Source organism: Flavobacterium azooxidireducens (assembly GCF_023195775.1).
Lineage (GTDB): Bacteria > Bacteroidota > Bacteroidia > Flavobacteriales > Flavobacteriaceae > Flavobacterium > Flavobacterium azooxidireducens.
This window is the reverse complement of record NZ_CP096205.1, coordinates 808179-828157: the sequence shown is the minus strand read 5'-3', so window position 1 is coordinate 828157 and position 19979 is coordinate 808179. Positions and strand designations below refer to the sequence as shown.

Here is a 19979-nt window from a genome sequence, read left to right as displayed (position 1 = left end):
ATGAGCAGTTTTAAATTCATATTAAGTGGTGGCGGAACCGGTGGACATATCTACCCGGCGATTGCTATTGCCAATGAATTGAAAGCTCAATTTCCGGATTGTGAAATTTTGTTTGTTGGTGCAAAAGATAAAATGGAAATGCAAAAAGTGCCACAAGCCGGATATCCAATAAAAGGGTTGTGGATTGCGGGTTTACAACGAAAATTGACCTTGCAAAATTTAATGTTTCCGGTAAAAGTTATTGATAGTTTAATAAAATCAAGACGTATCATAAAAGCATTCAAACCGGATGTGGTTATAGGAACCGGAGGCTTTGCTTCAGGACCTTTATTGCGTGCGGCTTCTGTCATGAATATTCCAATTGTGGTGCAAGAGCAAAACTCTTTCCCGGGAATTACCAATAAAATTTTAAGCAAAAGAGCTTCTGTGATTTGTGTGGCGTATGACAATTTAGAACGCTTTTTTCCAAAAAATAAAATAAAATTAACGGGAAATCCTGTTCGCGAAGATTTGCTTTCCATTGATAATAAACGATTGGATGCGTTGACTTATTTCGCTTTAGATGCAACAAAAAAGACCTTATTGGTTTTGGGAGGAAGTTTAGGATCAAGAAGAATAAATCAACTTATTGCAAAAGAATTGGATTTTATAACCAATCAAAATATTCAAGTGATTTGGCAGTGTGGTAAACTTTATTTTGACGAATACAGTCATTTTAATGAAAAACCGAATGTAAAAGTTGTTTCGTTCATCGACAGAATGGATTTGGTTTATGCAGCGGCAGATATCATCATTTCCCGTGCAGGTGCATCTTCAGTATCGGAACTTTGTTTAGTGGGCAAACCGGTCATTTTTATTCCGTCTCCCAACGTGGCAGAAGATCATCAAACTAAAAATGCAAAAGCAATTGTAGATAAAAACGGAGCAATTTTGTTAAAAGAAAGTGAGTTAGACGGAAAATTTCAACCTGTTTTTTCTCATTTAATTGACGATGAAAATCATCAAATAGAATTAGGTAATCAAATCAGGAAATTGGCGAAACCCAATGCAACACAAGATATAGTTAAAGAAATTAGTAAACTAATAAAGAAATAAAGAAGACTTTGTGTCTTTTAGCCTTTGTGGCAAAAAAAATATGAATCTAAATCAAATCCATAACGTTTATTTCATAGGAATCGGAGGAATCGGAATGAGTGCCCTTGCCCGCTATTTCAGTTTCTTAGGAAAAGAAATTGCTGGCTACGATAAAACCGAAACTGAATTAACCAAAGAGTTACAAGCGATTGGAATGCAGATTCATTTTGATGATAACATTGATAAAATTCCATCTGGTTTTGATAGAGAAAACACGTTGGTAATTATCACTCCGGCAGTTCCAACTTCGCATAGCGAGTGGAATTTCTTCAGAGAAAATGGCTATGTCATCAAAAAAAGAGCAGAAGTGTTAGGAATCATTACCAAAGACACGTATTGTTTTGCGGTTGCAGGAACACACGGGAAAACAACAACTTCCAGTATTTTAGGACATGTTTTGTATGAATGTGGCGTCGATGTAACCGCATTTTTAGGCGGAATTGTAGAAAATTATAATTCCAACCTAATCGGAAACGGAAAAACAGTTACCGTGGTGGAAGCTGATGAATTTGACCGTTCCTTTCTTCACCTTCATCCAAACATGGCATGTGTAACCTCAATGGATGCCGATCATTTGGATATTTATGGAAATTCAGATGAAATTGAAGCAACTTTTGTAGAATTTGCAGACAAAGTGGAAGATAAAAAATTGCTTTTCACTCCAAAAAGTTTACCACTTAAAGGAATGAAAATTGGAATCAACGAAGAAGCAGATTTTACGGCTTTCAACATCAGAATAGAAAATAGTGCTTATGTTTTTGATGTAAAAACACCATCCGAAACAATTAAAAATATACATTTCAATTTGCCCGGAAGACACAATTTAATGAATGCTCTCATGGCTTTGGCAATGGCTAAAACATATGGATCCCCAACCGACGGTATTGCCAGAGCTTTGAGCACATTCAACGGAATTAAACGTAGGTTTTCCTATCAAATCAAAACAGAAAAATTGGTTTTTATTGATGATTATGCACATCATCCTACTGAGATAAATGCGGTTCACCAAGCCGTTAGTGAATTGTATCCCCAACAAAAAGTGTTGGCTGTTTTTCAACCGCATTTGTTCAGTAGAACGAAAGATTTTGCAGATGATTTCGCTAAAAGTCTTTCGCAATTTGATGAAATTATTTTATTAGATATTTATCCTGCAAGAGAACTTCCCATGGAAGGAATTACCTCACAATGGCTATTGTCTAAAATCGATAATCCAACCAAAAAATTAGTAACAAAAAATAGTTTAATAGAGGCAATTTTAGCCTCAGATGCAACCGTAATTGTAACCATCGGAGCAGGTGATATTGGCGAATTAGTTAAACCGATAAAAGAGCGATTAAATGAAAAAGTACTTTAACTGGACAAATTTGCGTTTAGTGCTGATGGTCATGCTTTTGGCTTTTTTGTATTCATTTACATCCAAAAGAAATGACAACAGAAAATTGCAAAATGCTACTGTTGAATTTCAAGATGGCGAGCAACTTTTTGTAACACATGAAACGGTTAATAAATTGTTAATAGAAAATAAAAAAGATGCTTCCAGTATACGGAAAGTTGCGTTAGATTTGAATAATTTGGAGAATACCATCAATCAACACGACATGGTTGAAAAAGCGGAAGTTTTCGTGAGTGTAGATGGTCATTTAAAAGCAGTTGTCAAGCAGAAGACACCAGTTGCTAGAATATTTGAAGGCAATGGTTCGTATTATATTGATTATAAAGGAACTAAAATGCCATTATCAGCTATTCACACTGCTCGTGTTCCGCTTGTTTCGGGGGGGATAAACGACAAAAACAGAGAAGATTTAAACGAATTATTTCGAATGATTCATGACGATGAGTTTTTGAAAAAAAATATCATTGGCATTCAAGTTCTGCCGTCCGGTAGCTTGAAAATGAAGAATAGAAATTTTGATTATGATATTGATTTTGGAAAAACCATCAACATGGAAAAGAAATTTAGGAATTATAAAGCCTTTTTTCAAAAAGCAGTTTTAGACAGTTCCATCCATGGTTACCAACTAATTAATCTGAAGTTCACGCAACAGGTAGTTTGCACAAAATAGAAGCACATGAAAAATGAAAACATCGCAGTAGGTTTAGACATCGGTACCACAAAAATTGTGGCCATGATTGGTCGTAAAAACGAGTATGGCAAACTCGAAATCTTAGGTGTGGGAAAATCCAAAAGTTTGGGTGTTCACAGAGGAGTGGTTAACAATATTACGCAAACTATTCAGTCTATTCAAACGGCTATTGCAGAAGCAGAAGAAAATTCGGGCTACATGATCAAAGACGTTGTGGTGGGAATTGCGGGTCAACATATCCGTAGCATTCAACACAGCGATTATATCAGTCGTAGCAATCCGGAAGAAGTAATTTGCGACAAAGACATTGAGCAATTGATTAATCAAGTGCACAAATTGGCTATGTTGCCTGGTGAAGAAATTATTCACGTATTGCCACAAGAATTCAAAATCGACGGTCAAGCAGAAATCAAAGAACCTATCGGAATGTATGGCGGAAGGTTAGAAAGTAGTTTTCATGTAGTGGTTGGTCATGCCGCTTCCATCCGAAACGTGGGTCGATGCATTCAAAGTGCCGGAATTGAATTGTCTGGTTTAACACTAGAACCACTTGCTTCTTCTGATGCGGTTTTAAGTCAAGAAGAAAAAGAAGCCGGAGTAGCTTTGATTGATATTGGTGGTGGAACTACCGATTTAGCTATTTTTAAAGATGGAATAATCCGTCACACAGCTGTAATTCCTTTCGGAGGAAATGTGATTACCGATGATATCAAAGAAGGATGTTCAATCATCGAAAAACAAGCCGAATTGCTAAAGGTAAAATTCGGATCAGCTTGGCCTGGAGAAAATAAAGACAACGAAATTGTTTCTATTCCGGGATTAAGAGGTCGTGAACCAAAAGAAATTTCACTAAAAAATCTTTCAAAAATAATTAATGCTCGTGTAGTTGAAATTATTGAACAAGTTTTTGATGAAATTAAAACCTATGGATGTGATGATCCTAAAAAGAAATTAATTGCCGGAATTGTTTTAACCGGAGGAGGTTCGCAATTAAAACACATTAAACAATTGGTAGAATATATCACCGGAATGGACACCAGAATTGGCTATCCAAACGAACATTTAGCCGGAAATTCTGACGAAGAAATGTCAAGTCCGTTATATGCTACTGCGGTGGGATTAATGATGAATAGTATCAACAATAACACCAAAAGTGCCATTTTGATGTCAGAAATGGAGCAATCACTTCCAAAAGAAGTAAATGTTGAAGAACCAAAAATTGAGTCTGTTGCCGAAACCCCAAAAGCAGCAGAACCAAAAAATGAAAGTACAGAGAATAAAATCAAACGTTCTTTCTTTGATAAGTATGTAGAAAAGATTAAAGAATTTTTAGATAATGCGGAATAGAACCTAATTCTGCACTATTGAAAAATTTAAAATGAATTAGAAAAACCAAGTAGTATGACAAGCAACTCAGATTTTGGAAACATTTCATTTGATTTACCTAAAAATCAATCAAATGTAATTAAAGTAATTGGTGTTGGCGGAGGCGGAAGCAACGCCATCAACCACATGTTTAAACAAGGGATTAAAGGAGTAGATTTTGTGGTTTGTAACACCGACTCACAAGCACTTCAAAACAGCCCTGTGCCTAACAAAATTCAGTTGGGTGTAAACCTTACCGAAGGTCTAGGTGCCGGAGCAAACCCGGAAGTAGGCCAACAGTCTGCCATAGAAAGCATGGAAGACATTGATAAATTATTGGATAGTAACACCAAAATGATTTTCATTACCGCAGGAATGGGTGGTGGAACCGGAACCGGTGCAGCTCCAGTAATTGCTCAAATGGCTAAAGATAAAGATATTTTAACGGTAGGAATTGTTACGATTCCGTTTCAATTTGAAGGTAAAGTTCGTTCGGAACAAGCGATGTCCGGAGTAGAACGTTTGCGTAAACAAGTTGATTCATTGATCGTCATCAATAATAATAAATTAAGAGAAGTGTATGGAAATCTTGGTTTCAAAGCCGGATTTTCAAAAGCAGATGAAGTGTTAGCCACTGCTTCTCGCGGAATTGCAGAAGTAATTACGCACCACTACACGCAAAACATCGATTTAAAAGATGCAAAAACCGTGTTGTCAAACAGCGGAACGGCTATCATGGGTTCTGCCATTGCCGAAGGTGAAAACAGAGCCAAAGATGCCATTGTTTCTGCTTTAGATTCACCGTTATTAAATGACAATAAAATTACAGGAGCCAAAAACGTATTGTTGCTTATCGTTTCTGGTTCAACCGAAATTACGATTGACGAAATTGGTGAAATTAATGACCATATTCAAAATGAAGCTGGTCATAACGCCAATATCATTATGGGAGTTGGTGAAGATGATTCGTTAGGAGATTCTATCGCAGTAACTATCATTGCTACGGGTTTTAATGTGGAACAGCAAAAAGAGATCGTGAATGCTGAGCCTAAAAAAATAATTCATTCGTTAGAAGAGAATCAAACCAATACGATCGACTTGAGTCAAAAAATTGTGGCTCCGATTTTAGATGTTGCCATTGAAAAAGAGACACCAAAAGCTGCTACAGAAGATAAAATTGTTTTTGAATTAATTGATGAAATGGAAGTGGTAGAACCTAAAATGGTTTCCGAACTAATTCCAACAACCGATTTAATCAGAAATATAGATGTTACGTATGAAATCGTTTCACCTTTTTCAGAAAACCATTTGTTTGCTACAACACCGGAAGTTCGTGAAATTATCGTAAAAGAACCTGAATTTGTGATTGTTGAAAAAGAACAAGTAGCCTTATCTTTTGACTTGTCAATTGAAAAAAAGGTTGAAGCAGAAGTGGAAAAAACAGTTCTATTTGAATTGGATCCAATTGCGACAAACGAAATTATTGTGAATGAACCAAAACAGGTTATTCCAATGACGGAAGTAAACGAAACCGGCGTAGTGCGTTATTCTTTAGAAGAATACATGGAAGTTGAATCGGAACTGGTGAATTCTAAACCAATCGTAAATGTGGTGGAAGAACCGATTAATGAAGAAATGAATATCACGATGAAAAAAGTGGAAACACCTTCCTCTTTCACCCCTTCATTTGATGAAATCAATCCAACAGCAGAATTAACCATCGAAGAAACGTTGAAAATGCGTGCCGATGAAAGAAGAAAAAAATTAAAAGAATTCAATTATAAGTTTCACAACAATTCTTCTCGTTTAGATGAGATGGAAAAAGTACCGGCTTACAAAAGAATGGGAGTGGATTTGCCAACGAATTCACCTGTAAATAATCAATCCAGAACATCGTTGGGAACCGATAGTAATAATGATACTCAATTGAGATCAAACAATTCTTTTCTGCACGATAATGTGGATTAACTAACTCAAACAAATCCTTTTTAGCCCGAAAATCAGAACATGGTTTTCGGGTTATTTTTTTTATCTTTGCAGGCCTTAAGAATTAATTTCAAAGGATAATTTAAAAATAGATAGATATGAGTTTGCAAAGCCAAATCAATGAAGAAATTAAAAATGCTATGCGTGCCAAAGATACAATTGCGTTAGAATCATTACGTGCCGTTAAATCAGCTATTTTGTTAGCATTAACAGAAGGCGGAGCAAAAGATGAATTGTCTCAGGAAGATGAAATTAAACTTTTGCAACGATTGGTTAAACAACGCAAAGACAGTGCAGCAATTTATGTAGAGCAAGGCAGACCAGATTTGGCAGACCCAGAAGTTCAACAAGCAGCAATTATCGAAAAGTTTTTACCTAAACAATTAAGTGAGTCAGAGGTGGAAGCAGTTGTATCTCAAATCATTGCAGAAAACGCATTTTCAGGAATGGCTTCAATGGGTCAGTTAATGGGGATAGCCTCTAAACAATTGGCCGGAAGTGCAGACGGAAAAACAATTTCAACAATTGTAAAAAAGCTTTTAGCATAACATAATTTATTTGTAGATTCGCATTCTCAAAATAAAACGGCCTCGTAGTTCAACTGAATAGAATATCAGATTTCGGCTCTGAGGGTTACAGGTTTGAATCCTGTCGAGGTCACGAATGAAACAAATAGGGGAGTCAAAATTCTCAAGCTTGCTTGAGAATTTTGACTCCCCTATTTGTTTCTCAAAGCGGAGCTTTGAGGGATGGCTGCAAGCAATCCTTTTGTCATAAAGTAATGTTTCCAAGCAAGCTTGAGAATTTTGACTCCCCTATTTGTTTTTCAAAGCGGAGCTTTGAGGGATGGCTGCAAGCAATCCTCTTGTTATAATGAAATTTTTCCAAGCTTGCTTGAGAATTTTAAACATCCTATTGGTTTTTCAAAGCGGAGCTTTGTCAGGAAGGACGAAGTCAATCCATATTCGTGTGTACACTTATACATGATTTCTATAGTTGTTTTTCTCAAAACTAAGTTACAAGGAGAAAAAACAATCCATTCATAATCAAAAAAATAATACTCCTAGTTTTTCTTTTTTTATTAAATCAATCAACATTTTTATATAAGTAATTGTTTTTCAATTTTTTAAAAAAATATTATTTGTGTCTGTGAAAATATTTCATATAAAACTCACAATAATTCAACTAAATAATGTATTTATGCAATTAATTCCTAATAATTCAATTAAATAACCACGTAAATTCTTAGTTCATGAAAAAATTATTACTTGTTTTTTGTATTTTTATCTCAATGATGAGTTACTCTCAGAAGAGTCTTTCAACTGATTATTCGTATAAAGCTAGTCAGCCTTATAAAGTTTTTGATGCTTCAAGCAAATATTATTTTGCCAATGGAAATGAGGCAATGACAGTGAAAGTTCATAAAGATGAAGTGTTGATTCAAAAGTTTGATGCAACTAAGCCGGCTTTTTTAAAAGAAAAATTATACGAAAAAAGATTTCCTAAAAATTTCTCTTTAGAGAGCGTTTTGGAATTGAACAATAAATATTATTTGTTTTATTCTTCATGGGATGGGGATAAAGAAAAAGAACAACTTTTCTACAATGAAATCGATTTCAAAAGTGGTGAGTTTGTAGGAGAACCAAAATTGCTTTTTGATGTGAAGGGAAAACTTGCAGGTTCTATGGTAGCAGGAGGATTTATGAATTTTTCGGTTGGAGTTACTGATAAATTTGATTTTTTATTGTCTCACGATAAAAAAAATATGCTAGTTCAATACAGAAAAAAACCTGAAGTAAAAAGAGATGTTAATAGTTATGATATTATTGGTTTGCATGCTTTTGATGGAGATTTAAAAAATACATCCAGCAACGAACTGAAAATGCCTTACACTGAGAGAAGAATGGATAATTTGGATTATCACTTAGATAATTATGGGAATTTATATTTGTTAACAAAAGTTTTTCATGATGACAGTAATAAAGATAAAAAGAAAAAGAAAGATGAAGAAGCTAATTATCATTTAGAATTGTTTATGATTAAAGCAGGCACAAATAAGATCGATATTACAAAATTTGAAAATAAATCAAAGTTTATCAATAGATTATGGATTTTTGATACTTCCAAAGATTTTCTGGTAGCGGGTGGTTATTTCAGTAACGGGAAAGGAGATAAAAGTGATTCAGATGGGATTTTAGCTTTTAAAATTAGTCAAGACGGCAAAATTTATGATGAAGTTTACCACGATATTCCCTTAGAACTTTTAAATCAAAATGAAAGTAAGAAAGTGGTTAAGAAAAATGAAAAAAAAGAAAAAAAGGGGGATGGAGCTAAGTTTACGAATCTAAAGCTGAAGGATTTGGTTGTTAATCCGGATGGGAGCATGATTTTGGTTGGTGAACAAGAATTTATAACCTATCATACTAGCGGAACCGGAAATAATATGAGAACTTATACAAGACATCATTTTCAAGACATTTTTATTTCAAAAATTAGCGTGAGCGGTCAGTTAGATTGGATGAAAAAAATTCCTAAATCTCAAATTGGAAGTTCTAAAGGAGGGATGTCATATAAATATTTTAATGCCAATAACAGTCATTACCTTGTTTTTCTTGATAATGTTAAGAATATCGACCTTGAAGATGATAAGGTTCCTGCGGTTCACCAAGATGGAAAGGGTGGTTATTTAACGTCAGTTAAAATCTCTGATGCAGATGGTTCATATAAAAAAGGATCAATTTTAAATGCTAGAGATGTTGAAGATTTTAAATTACACCAATTTTCAACAAATAGAGTTTTTAAGGTTTCAGAAAATTCATTTATGTTTGAATCATACAAAAAACAAAAAGAAGACATTATGATTAAAGTTGAATTGAATTAACCAATTAAAATATGTTTAATCTATAAATAAATAAACAATGAAAAAAGTAGTATTTTTTGCAGTTTTGTTAATTTCTTGTGCAATGAGTGCACAGAAAGTAAAAGTTTTATCCGGTAATCTAAAAAATCTCAAAGGAATTTCTGAGTACAATTTAACTTTTGATTATAAAGACATCAAAGTGGATAAGTTTAAGACAGAAGAAGAGTTTTTGGCTGATAAAATGAAAAAGAGAGAAGAAAAAGGAACAGATGAAGATTTTAGAAAATCTTGGTTTGCCGACAGAGAGGATAGATATGAGCCAAAATTTATTGAATCTTTTAATAAAAGATTTGAAAACGGAGAGATTAGAGTTGGAAAAGAGTTAAGCAATGCAAAATATACCATGAATGTTAAAACAGTTTGGATTTCTCCCGGTTTTAATGTTGGTGTTGTTAGAAGAGATGCTTATGTTACAGGAATTGTTACAGTTTTTGAAACAGCTAATCCATCCAATGTTTTGGTTTCTATTGAATATGAAAAAACGCATGGAGAAGGAGCAATGGGATTCGATTTTAATTCAGGACATCGAATTTCTGAAGGATATGCCAAGATGGCTAAGGAGTTAGCACAAGGAATTAAGAAGAACACTAAATAATAGAAGTTTACTATTGAAAAAGCCGTTGAAATTTAGTTTTCAACGGCTTTTTTATTATATAAAACTGATTTTAAGCTTCCTTCTCCATATTAATCATATGTGCCATATTCTTAATTACATTGTCATGTTTTTTAACAAAAGGATTGGTATCGTCCCAAACATATCCCGCCAAAACTGCACAGATTTTTCTTTTTACATCTGGGTTTTCCGGTTGATGGAAGAATAAAGTTTGTAAATTACCGGTGTACCATTCTTTTACATAAGTGGTAAACACACCAATACCTCTTTTCATATAACCTGTGAATTCAGTTTCCCAATCAACGGTTTCACCTTTAAATTCTTTATGTATTAATTTGGCTGCCAAAATCCCGGATTCGGTTGCAAAAGCAACTCCTGATGAAAAAACAGGATCTAAAAATTCAGAACTGTTGCCGGTTAATGCAAAACCATCACCGTACATTTTTTTTACTGAACGGGAATAATTTTCCAATTTCACCGGTTCAAACAAGAAATCTACATTACCAAAACGTTTAATGTAATAGTCAGATAATTGAATGGCATTTTTCAACGCATCGGCATTATTTTTATCCGATAAAGAATTGATAAAAGTGGTTGGGCCAACTACACCAAGACTCGTGTTTCCATTCGAAAACGGAATAACCCACAACCAAACTTCCGTTTCTAAAATATCAAACGAAATCAAAGTTCCTTCTTCACCTTCCGGACGATTCACATCTTTAACATGCGTAAAAATAGAAGAATGAGGGTCTAATTTCGAAGGAGTATCCAAGTCTAATAAACGAGGTAAAACCCTTCCATAACCGCTCGAATCAATAATAAATTTTGCTTTTATTTCTTTTAAATTTCCTTCTTTATCTTTGATAACTGTTGTTGAATTCTTTCCTTCAAATGATACAGAAATCACTTCGCTTTCAAATTCTAGGTCAATCCCTTTTTTAAGGACTTCTTGAGCTAAAGTATTGTCAAAATCAGCTCTGGGCACTTGCCAAGTCCAATCCCAACCTTCCGAATACTTATCGCTAAAATCAAATACACAAATTTCTTCACCACGAATAAAACGAGCACCTAATTTCTTCTCAAAATTCATAGCATCAAGTGCAGGAAATAATCCAACTTCATCAAAATGATCCATTACTCTGGGGATCAAACTTTCACCAACAACCAATCGCGGAAATTTTGTTTTTTCAACAACTTTCACCGAAACACCATTATTATATAGATAGGATGCCGAAACACATCCTGATGGTCCAGCTCCAATTACCAAAACATCTACTGATTCTGTTGTCATTATTTCTTTTTTTTGTATTTTAGAATATAGTATCTTTGTCGCTCAAATGTAATTACATTCCCAGTAAATTAAAAATAAAATCATAAAAAAATTAGTAAACAAAATAACTATAATGAGTGTCATTGGAGAGTATTTAGACTTGCAACAATTTGTGTCAATCGTTTTTAAAAATGATAAAGCAGAAATAAGTGATAAAGTTTTAGAAAGAGTAAAAGAAAGTTATAGTTTTTTAAAAGAGTTTGCTCAAAACAAAGTGATTTATGGCGTTAATACAGGCTTTGGGCCTATGGCTCAATACCGTATTAAAAAAGAAGATCAAATTCAATTGCAATATAATTTGATTAGAAGTCACTCTTCAGGAACAGGAAAACCATTAAATCCATTCTTTGTAAAATCGGCTATTTTAGCTAGATTAAATACACTTTCATTAGGAAATTCAGGTGTTCATCCGTCGGTTATTCATTTAATGAAAGAATTCATCAACCGAGATATTACACCTTTAATTTTTGAGCATGGCGGAGTAGGTGCAAGCGGAGATTTAGTTCAATTAGCTCATTTAGCATTGGTTTTAATTGGTGAAGGCGAAGTGTTCTATAAAGGCGAAAGAATGTCAACCCAAGAGGTTTTTGAAATTGAAAATCTTAAGCCTATTCAAGTAGAAATTCGTGAAGGTTTAGCCTTAATGAATGGAACTTCGGTTATGACAGGAATTGGTGTTGTTAACGTTTTTCATGCCGAAAAGTTAATCGATTGGGCATTAAAAAGTTCATGTGCTATCAATGAAATTGTTTCCGCATACGATGATCATCTGTCTGCTGAATTAAATGAAACAAAACTTCATTTCGGGCAACAAGAAGTCGCTAAAAGAATGCGAAATAATTTAAAAGACAGTCAACTCATCCGAAAAAGAGAAGATCATCTTTATTCCGGTGAAAATAATGAGGATATTTTTAAAGAAAAAGTACAAGAATATTATTCGTTGCGTTGTGTACCGCAAATTTTAGGACCGGTTTTAGATACAGTAAAATCAGTTGCTTCTGTCTTAGAAAAAGAAATTAATTCGGCCAATGATAATCCGATTGTTGATGTAAAAAACAAACATGTTTATCATGGTGGTAATTTTCATGGCGATTATATTTCACTTGAAATGGACAAGTTAAAACTCGTAATTACAAAATTAACCATGTTGTCTGAAAGACAATTAAATTATCTTTTGAATTCAAAATTAAACGAAATTTTGCCTCCTTTCGTGAATTTAGGTACCTTAGGCTTCAATTTCGGAATGCAGGGAGTTCAATTTACCGCCACATCAACTACAGCAGAAAATCAAATGTTGTCTAATCCAATGTATGTGCACAGTATTCCTAATAACAATGATAATCAGGATATTGTAAGTATGGGAACCAATGCAGCGGTGATTACTGGCAAAGTAATTGAGAATGCTTTTGAAGTGTTAGCCATCGAAATCATAACGATTGTTCAAGCTATTGATGCGTTGGGATATGATAACAAGGTTTCATCTGTCACTAAAAAGTTATATGATGATGTGCGTGCAATCGTACCGCAATTCAAGGAAGATCAAGTAATGTATCCGTACATTCAAAAAGTGAAAGAATATTTAATGTCAATATAAGTTAGTACTAACCAAAATATTTATAAACATGAAAAAGCTTACTCTTTTAGTAGTGTTGTTTGCTCAATTTATAACAGCACAAGAACTTGCTTTAGTGAAGCAAGGTGACAAATATGGTTACATCTCTAAAAATGGAGAATATGCCATTTTACCTAATTTTAAAGATGCTAAAAATTTTTCCGATGGATTGGCTGCCGCTTTAGACAACGGGAATTGGGGATTTATTAATTCAAAAGGAGAATGGGTTATTCCGGCTACTTTTACCAAAGTAAAATATTTTAATAGCGGACTTTGTCTGGTTGAAAAAGAAAAAAGATGGTTCTATATCGATAAAACCGGAAAAGAAATACAAATGCCGGCATCCGAAAAATTGTATGATTTTGAAGATGGTGTGGCATTCATCCGTCAAGGAGAAAATGTAGGTTTGATTAATCCAAAAGGTGAAGTGATTCTACAACCAAAATACCAAGTAATAAAATCTTTTGAAGGAAACTACGCCCGTGTGAAAAATAACGACAAATGGGGAATTATTGACAAATCCGGCAAAGAAGTAGTAAATACAGAATATGACGAAATTGGGAATTATCATAAAAACACAACTTGGGCTAGAAAAGGAGAAGCGTTTGGATTAGTAAAGGCAAATGCATTCAAACAAGTGGAAGGAGCCGATAAAATTTGGGATTTCCATTCGGATGATTTAACCTACGCTAGAAAAAATAAAAAAATGGGCTTCATCGATTTAAATGGCAATTGGGTAATCGAACCAAAATATGATAAAGTTAGAGCTTTTTCAAAATCATTAGCTCCTGTTTTAGAAGGAAAAAAATGGGGCTACATCAATACCAAAGGTGAGTTTGTAGTTCAACCGATGTATGATGATGCCGAAGTTTTTTCTGCAGATGGTTTAGCCGCCGTAAAATCAAAAGATTGGGGATTTGTTGATACAACCGGAAAATTAGTAATTCCAACAAATTATCAAATTACCGCTGTTGGTTTTAGCATGTTTAATAGCGAAGATAAAGGATTTGTAAATGGTTTAGCAAGAGTAAAAGCAAACAAGAAATGGTGTTTTCTAAAACCTGACGGATCAATTTTAGGAAATCAATATTTTGATAACGCCGAACTTTTTCAAAAATAAAATAAGAATAAAAAGTATAATTATAGTATGAAGTGTGCATTAGTAACCGGTGGTTCAAGAGGAATTGGTAGTGCAATTTGCCAAAAATTAGCAGAAGAAAGCAATTACCACATTCTCATCAATTACCACAGTAATAAAGAAGCTGCCGAAAAAACGCTTCAAGAAGTAATCAGCAAAGGAGCAACAGGAGAGATTATTCAATTTAATGTTTCCGATGCTCAGGCAGTTACTGCTGCTCTAACAGATTGGCAGGAAAAAAATCCGGAAGCCATTGTAGAAGTTATCGTAAATAACGCCGGAATCACAAAAGACGGTCTTTTTATGTGGATGACGCACGATGATTGGAGCAATGTGGTAAACACTAGCTTAAACGGGTTTTTTAACGTAACAAACTTCTTTATCCAAAAAATGCTTCGCAATAAATACGGTCGAATTGTAAATATGGCTTCAGTTTCCGGTGTAAAAGGAACTGCCGGTCAAACCAATTATTCTGCCGCAAAAGGAGCAATCGTAGCTGCTACAAAAGCATTGGCTCAAGAAGTAGCTAAACGAAATATTACAGTGAACGCAGTAGCTCCGGGATTCATTCGTACAGACATGACAAGTTCGCTTGACGAAAAAGATTTAGTTAAACTAGTGCCTGCCAACCGCTTTGGTGAGGCAGAAGAAGTGGCCGATTTAGTGAGCTTTTTAGTTTCTAAAAAAGCAGGATACATTACAGGTGAAGTAATTAATATTAATGGTGGGATATATTCTTAACTAAAATAAGAATGGATAGAAGAGTCGTTATTACCGGAATGGGAATTTATTCCTGCATTGGAACTTCGTTAGACGAAGTAAAACAATCGCTCTATGAAGGTAAATCAGGAATTGTTTTTGACCAAGAAAGAAAAGATTTCGGATTTCGTTCAGCCTTAACCGGAAAAGTTCCTAGACCCGATTTGAAAGCTTTGCTTACACGTAGACAGCGAATCAGCATTGGTGAAGAAACCGAATATGCCTACATGGCAACCATTGAAGCTTTGCGAAATGCAAATATCGATGACAGTTTTTTTGACACAAACGAAGTCGGAATTCTCTACGGAAATGACAGTGTTTCCATGGCAATTATTGAAGCAACTGATATAATTAGAGAGAAAAAAGATACAACTTTAATTGGTTCAGGTGCAATTTTTAAATCGATGAATTCTACTGTAACAATGAATTTATCTACGATTTTCAGATTGCGAGGAATCAATTTAACCGTAAGTGCAGCTTGTGCAAGTGGTTCGCATTCAATTGGATTGGGTTATCATTTGATAAAAAGTGGTTTACAAGACACCATTATTTGCGGTGGAGCTCAAGAAATAAACAAATATGCCATGTCGAGTTTTGATGGATTAGGTGTTTTTTCTCTTGACGAAGCAAATCCATCCAAAGCATCCAGACCATTTGACGCTTCTCGCGATGGATTAGTACCAAGCGGTGGCGGGGCAACTTTAATTTTAGAAAGCTATGAATCGGCCGTAAAACGAGGAGCTCCAATCATTGCCGAAGTAATCGGTTACGGATTTTCTTCTAATGGAGGTCATATTTCTACACCAAACGTTGATGGACCTTCCACAGCTATGAAACGTGCGATGAAACAAGCAAACGTTACACCCGATCAAATAGATTATATCAATGCTCACGCCACTTCAACTCCTGTTGGAGACGGTAATGAGGCCAAAGCAATTTTTGAAATTTTTGGAGAAAATAATACGCCTGTAAGTTCTACAAAATCAATGACAGGTCACGAATGTTGGATGGCCGGAGCCAGTGAAGTAATCTATTCTATCCTCATGATGCAACATTCTTTTATTGCTCCAAACATCAATTTTGAAAATCCCGACGAAGATTCTGCAAAATTAAATATTGTGAAAAGTACAATAAATTCAAAAATTAATATATTTTTGTCGAATTCCTTCGGATTCGGGGGAACAAATTCAGCACTTGTAGTTAAAAAAGTATAATTTTACAAAATGAATAAAGCAGATATTATTGAAACTATCAATGGTTTCTTAGTAGAGGAGTTTGAGGTGGATGGAGATACAATTTCTCCCGAAGCAAATTTAAAAGACACACTTGGATTAGATAGTTTGGATTATGTGGATTTGGTTGTTACAATCGAATCTAATTTTGGTGTAAAGCTAGGCGAAGCAGACTTTGTGGGAATAGCTACCTTCCAAAACTTTTATGATTTAATTGAAAATAAGATTAAAGTAAAAGAAAAAGTATAACCGTCATGAGCAAGTGGGACGGAAAATCGAGAGGAACACTACTGGGTTATAAAATTTTTGTTTTTTGTATAAAGAAGTTAGGAATTAAAGCATCATATTTTGTGCTTTACTTCGTAGCTTCTTACTATTTTCTATTTCTAAAGAAAAGCAATCAAGCCATTGGTTATTATTTCAAAAACAGATTAGGTTATTCGAACTTTAAAACCAAAATTGCTGTTTTTAAAAGTTATTTCACTTTTGGTCAAACAATCATCGATAAAACCGCCATCTCTGTCGGACTTCGTCATCGATTTACCTATGAATTTGATGGAATTGATGTGCTGAAAAATCTCTTAGCTCAAAAAAAAGGAGGAGTGCTTATTAGTGCTCACATTGGAAATTTTGAAATTGCAGAACATTTTTTTGCAGACATCGACTTAGATTGTCAAATAAATCTGGTTACCACAGACTTAGAGCATACCATCATCAAAGAATATTTAGATGGAATTGCTCATAAATCTTCCATAAAATTTATTTTTGTAAAAGAAGATATGTCGCATATCTTTGATATTAATAATGCTTTGGCAAACAATGAATTAATTTGTTTCACAGGCGATCGCTATTTTCAAGGAACAAAATGTTTAACGGAAGAAATGCTCGGCAAAGAAGCAAATTTTCCGGCAGGACCTTTTTTAATCGCATCCAGATTGAAAGTTCCTGTAGTTTTTGTTTATGTAATGAAAGAAAATAACCTGCATTATCACCTTTATGCCAGAGAAGCACACGCAAAATACCGAGACGAAAAAGGATTGCTCAAAACATACATAGAAAGTGTGGAATCTATGCTAAAAAAGTATCCGTTGCAATGGTTTAATTATTTTGATTTTTGGGATGATATAAAAAGTAACTAATTAATGATAGCTAATCAAATTTTATTTAGCTAAATACCAACATAAAGTATGGAAGAATTTGATTCAATCATTATTGGTTCAGGAGCCGGCGGATTAACAACTGCTCTTTGTTTAGCTCGTGCCGGTCAAAAAGTTTTAGTGTTAGAACAACACGATGTTCCCGGCGGGTGGTGTCATAGTTTTACGTTAAACGGTCAACGTTTCAGCCCCGGAGTTCATTATATAGGATTATTGGGCGAAGGTCAATCTACCAACCAACTCTACAAAAGTCTAGGCATTGCCAATGATCTGATTTTTTTCAGAATGAATAAAAATGGTTACGATCATTGCCACATTGGTGATTATCGATTTGATTATCCGGCTGGTATTGAAAATCTTAAAAATAAACTCGCTTCGGAATTTCCTCATGAAGCAAAAAATATCAAAGAATACCTTTCGTTAATTGAAAAAGTGAACTACGAACTTCAGCTAATTCCCAAATTAAAAGGGCTTTGGCAAAAAATAACGGTTCCTTTTCGCACGAAGCATTTTGGAAAATTTGCTTTATTTTCCCTAAAAAGAGTTATTGACTGGCATATAAAAGATCCGATGGTTAAAGCAATTTTAAATGCTCAATGTGGCGATCACGGACTTCCTCCAAACAGAGCAAGTTTTCCCGTTCATTGTTCGGTTATGAATCATTATTTTGAAGGAGGTTATTATCCGATGGGCGGCGGTGGTGGAATCGTAAAAGCCATGACAACCAAAATTAAAAGTTTTGGCGGAGTAATTAAAACACAGCAAAAAGTCTGCAAAATTTTACTCGAAAATAAAAAAGCAATTGGTGTAGAATTGCAAGATGGAAAACGTTTTTATGCTAAAAATATCATTTCAAATGCAGATCCATCGACTACTTTTTTAAAATTTATCGGAAAAGAAAATTGCAGTAAAAAATTACTCAAAAGACTTGATAAAACTCGCTATTCTGTAACTTCATTGATTTTGTTTTTAACGGTAGATATTGATGTTACTCTTTTTGGTATTGATTCCGGAAATATCTGGAAATTTAAAAATGAAGATATCGACGGACATTTTGAAATCCTTACCAAAGGAAACATTACTGATGGCGATGAATTTCCTGCTCTGTTTATGAGTTGCACAACACTCAAGGATCCGGTAAGTTTTAACGGAAGATACCATAATTTTGAAATTGTGACGTATGTTGATTTTGATAGTTTCAAACAATTTAATCAAGATGATTACCACACACCGGAATACGAAGTGTTTAAAAATAAAGTCATCGAGAAATTTCTAAATACGATAGAAACTATAATTCCGCCTATTCGTCAACATATCGTGCAAGCCGAATTGGGAACTCCTAAAACAAACCAATTTTACATCAACAGCACCAGAGGAAATGTATACGGTACCGAAAAAACATTACGACAAATAGGCCCTTTTGCCTATAAAAATCAAACCGAATTTGAAAATCTCTATTTGTGCGGAGCTAGTACTTTATCACACGGTGTAACAGGTGCAAGTTATTCGGGTTTAGAATCCGCCGCAAGAATATTAAACTGCAAATCAACTGATTTTCTCATAGAAGATGAATCGCAAAAAATAACCATTTTTGATGCTGAAGATTCTTCCACTTGGAATGAGTATGTGTTAGCCAAACGAGAAGATAAAATCAGGACTTTTAAAGAAGTAAAAATTTAATAGAATTGATTTAAATTTTTTTAATATCTTTAAAAACCAACGAAAGGAACAATGAAGTAATGAAAAACGTTATTGTAATCTATTACACGCAATCTGGTCAATTAGCAGAAATTGCCCAAAATATAGCCAAACCACTCTTGAATGACGAAGAGATTTCGGTTACTTTTTATAACATTGAAATGGAAAAACCTTTTCCTTTTCCATGGCCTAAAGCTGATTTTTTTGATGCTTTTCCCGAATCTTTTTTGCAAATACCGGCACCTATTCATCAACCTTCTCATGAAATTTTAAGTAAAAAATATGATTTGGTTATTTTGGCTTATCAAGTTTGGTATCTAACACCTTCTATTCCAATTAATTCATTTTTAAAAAGTGATTTTGGTCAGCAAATCCTGAAAGATACTCCGGTAGTTACTGTAATTGGTGCCAGAAACATGTGGATAATGGCTCAGGAAAAAATGAAAATTAGTTTAAAAAACGCAAATGCTAAATTAGTCGGAAATATTGCTTTGGTTGACAGACATATCAATCACATTAGCGTTATCACCATCGTGCATTGGATGTTTACCGGAAAAAAAACAAAATATTTAGGTTTTTTTCCTAAACCAGGAGTTTCAGATGAAGAAATTTCAAATTCATCAAAATTTGGAGAAATCATCGTAAAACATTTAAAAATAAATCAATTTGAATCACTTCAAAAAGAGCTTGTTGCCAATGATGCTGTAGAAATTAGACCATTTTTAATTGAAATGGATAAAAAAGCCAATAAAATGTTTACCAAATGGGCCAATTTTATCATCACAAAAACGGATTCAAGACCAACATGGTTAAAATTCTTTAACCTATATTTGTTTGTGGCGATATGGATAATTTCACCAATTGTATATATATTGCACCTTTTTTCAATTCCATTTAAAACTAACCAAATTAAGAAAGAAAAAACTTACTTTAAAGGAGTTTAATCTGCCA

17 protein-coding genes and 1 tRNA gene are annotated in these 19979 nt (G+C 34.1%); 17 read left to right on the top strand and 1 reads right to left on the bottom strand.

Annotated features, from left to right (window positions below):
* The 9 genes from murG to M0M57_RS03670 all read left to right on the top strand — a co-directional run bounded on the left by murG (nt 1) and on the right by M0M57_RS03670 (nt 10084).
* On the top strand, nt 1-1095 hold the full coding sequence (gene murG / locus M0M57_RS03710) for an undecaprenyldiphospho-muramoylpentapeptide beta-N-acetylglucosaminyltransferase (RefSeq protein ID WP_248435482.1): 1095 nt from the start codon (nt 1-3) through the stop codon (nt 1093-1095).
* 40 nt (nt 1096-1135) lie between these two features.
* Nucleotides 1136-2488, top strand: a complete 1353-nt coding sequence (gene murC, locus M0M57_RS03705; RefSeq protein ID WP_248435481.1) for a UDP-N-acetylmuramate--L-alanine ligase — start codon at nt 1136-1138, stop codon at nt 2486-2488.
* Entirely contained in the window at nt 2472-3197 is a 726-nt protein-coding gene (locus M0M57_RS03700) for a cell division protein FtsQ/DivIB (protein WP_248435479.1), read from the top strand. Before murC ends, M0M57_RS03700 begins: the two co-directional genes overlap by 17 nt.
* A gap of 6 nt (nt 3198-3203) precedes the next feature.
* Nucleotides 3204-4565: a cell division protein FtsA gene (gene ftsA, locus M0M57_RS03695; protein ID WP_248435478.1), complete on the top strand. Its 1362-nt coding sequence runs from the start codon at nt 3204-3206 to the stop codon at nt 4563-4565.
* 54 nt (nt 4566-4619) lie between these two features.
* Nucleotides 4620-6551: a cell division protein FtsZ gene (gene ftsZ / locus M0M57_RS03690; RefSeq protein ID WP_248435476.1), complete on the top strand. Its 1932-nt coding sequence runs from the start codon at nt 4620-4622 to the stop codon at nt 6549-6551.
* A 116-nt stretch (nt 6552-6667) separates the two neighbouring features.
* Nucleotides 6668-7117: a GatB/YqeY domain-containing protein gene (locus M0M57_RS03685; RefSeq protein WP_248435474.1), complete on the top strand. Its 450-nt coding sequence runs from the start codon at nt 6668-6670 to the stop codon at nt 7115-7117.
* A gap of 38 nt (nt 7118-7155) precedes the next feature.
* Nucleotides 7156-7229 (top strand) — tRNA-Arg (locus M0M57_RS03680).
* Between the two features lie 592 nt (nt 7230-7821).
* On the top strand, nt 7822-9450 hold the full coding sequence (locus tag M0M57_RS03675) for a hypothetical protein (protein WP_248435472.1): 1629 nt from the start codon (nt 7822-7824) through the stop codon (nt 9448-9450).
* Nucleotides 9451-9487: 37 nt separating this feature from the next.
* Nucleotides 9488-10084, top strand: coding sequence for a hypothetical protein (locus tag M0M57_RS03670; protein ID WP_248435471.1), 597 nt, complete (start codon nt 9488-9490; stop codon nt 10082-10084).
* Nucleotides 10085-10154: 70 nt separating this feature from the next.
* Here M0M57_RS03670 and M0M57_RS03665 read toward each other — a convergent pair whose 3' ends face one another.
* Nucleotides 10155-11393 (bottom strand): NAD(P)/FAD-dependent oxidoreductase, encoded by a 1239-nt coding sequence (locus M0M57_RS03665; protein WP_248435469.1) that lies wholly within the window; start codon nt 11391-11393, stop codon nt 10155-10157.
* A 112-nt stretch (nt 11394-11505) separates the two neighbouring features.
* Here M0M57_RS03665 and M0M57_RS03660 point away from each other — a divergent pair, with 112 nt between their 5' ends.
* From M0M57_RS03660 to M0M57_RS03625, 8 genes are read left to right on the top strand one after another with little or no spacing between them, the layout of a single operon-like run.
* Nucleotides 11506-13026, top strand: a complete 1521-nt coding sequence (locus tag M0M57_RS03660; protein ID WP_248435468.1) for an HAL/PAL/TAL family ammonia-lyase — start codon at nt 11506-11508, stop codon at nt 13024-13026.
* A gap of 28 nt (nt 13027-13054) precedes the next feature.
* Complete coding sequence (locus M0M57_RS03655; RefSeq protein WP_248435466.1) at nt 13055-14164, top strand: WG repeat-containing protein; 1110 nt, start codon at nt 13055-13057, stop codon at nt 14162-14164.
* 27 nt (nt 14165-14191) lie between these two features.
* Entirely contained in the window at nt 14192-14923 is a 732-nt protein-coding gene (fabG, locus tag M0M57_RS03650; RefSeq protein ID WP_248435465.1) for a 3-oxoacyl-ACP reductase FabG, read from the top strand.
* Nucleotides 14924-14934: 11 nt separating this feature from the next.
* Nucleotides 14935-16155 carry a beta-ketoacyl-[acyl-carrier-protein] synthase family protein gene (locus M0M57_RS03645; protein ID WP_248435463.1) on the top strand — a complete coding sequence of 407 codons (1221 nt, stop codon included), beginning with the start codon at nt 14935-14937 and terminating at the stop codon, nt 16153-16155.
* Between the two features lie 9 nt (nt 16156-16164).
* Nucleotides 16165-16422, top strand: coding sequence for an acyl carrier protein (locus M0M57_RS03640; protein ID WP_248435461.1), 258 nt, complete (start codon nt 16165-16167; stop codon nt 16420-16422).
* A gap of 5 nt (nt 16423-16427) precedes the next feature.
* The gene (locus tag M0M57_RS03635; protein WP_248435460.1) at nt 16428-17312 is read left to right on the top strand and encodes an LpxL/LpxP family acyltransferase; all 885 of its coding nucleotides are present in this window, start codon (nt 16428-16430) and stop codon (nt 17310-17312) included.
* Between the two features lie 48 nt (nt 17313-17360).
* Nucleotides 17361-19010, top strand: coding sequence for a phytoene desaturase family protein (locus tag M0M57_RS03630; RefSeq protein WP_248435457.1), 1650 nt, complete (start codon nt 17361-17363; stop codon nt 19008-19010).
* A 59-nt stretch (nt 19011-19069) separates the two neighbouring features.
* Entirely contained in the window at nt 19070-19972 is a 903-nt protein-coding gene (locus M0M57_RS03625) for a dialkylrecorsinol condensing enzyme DarA (RefSeq protein WP_248435456.1), read from the top strand.
* Nucleotides 19973-19979 lie beyond the last annotated feature (7 nt).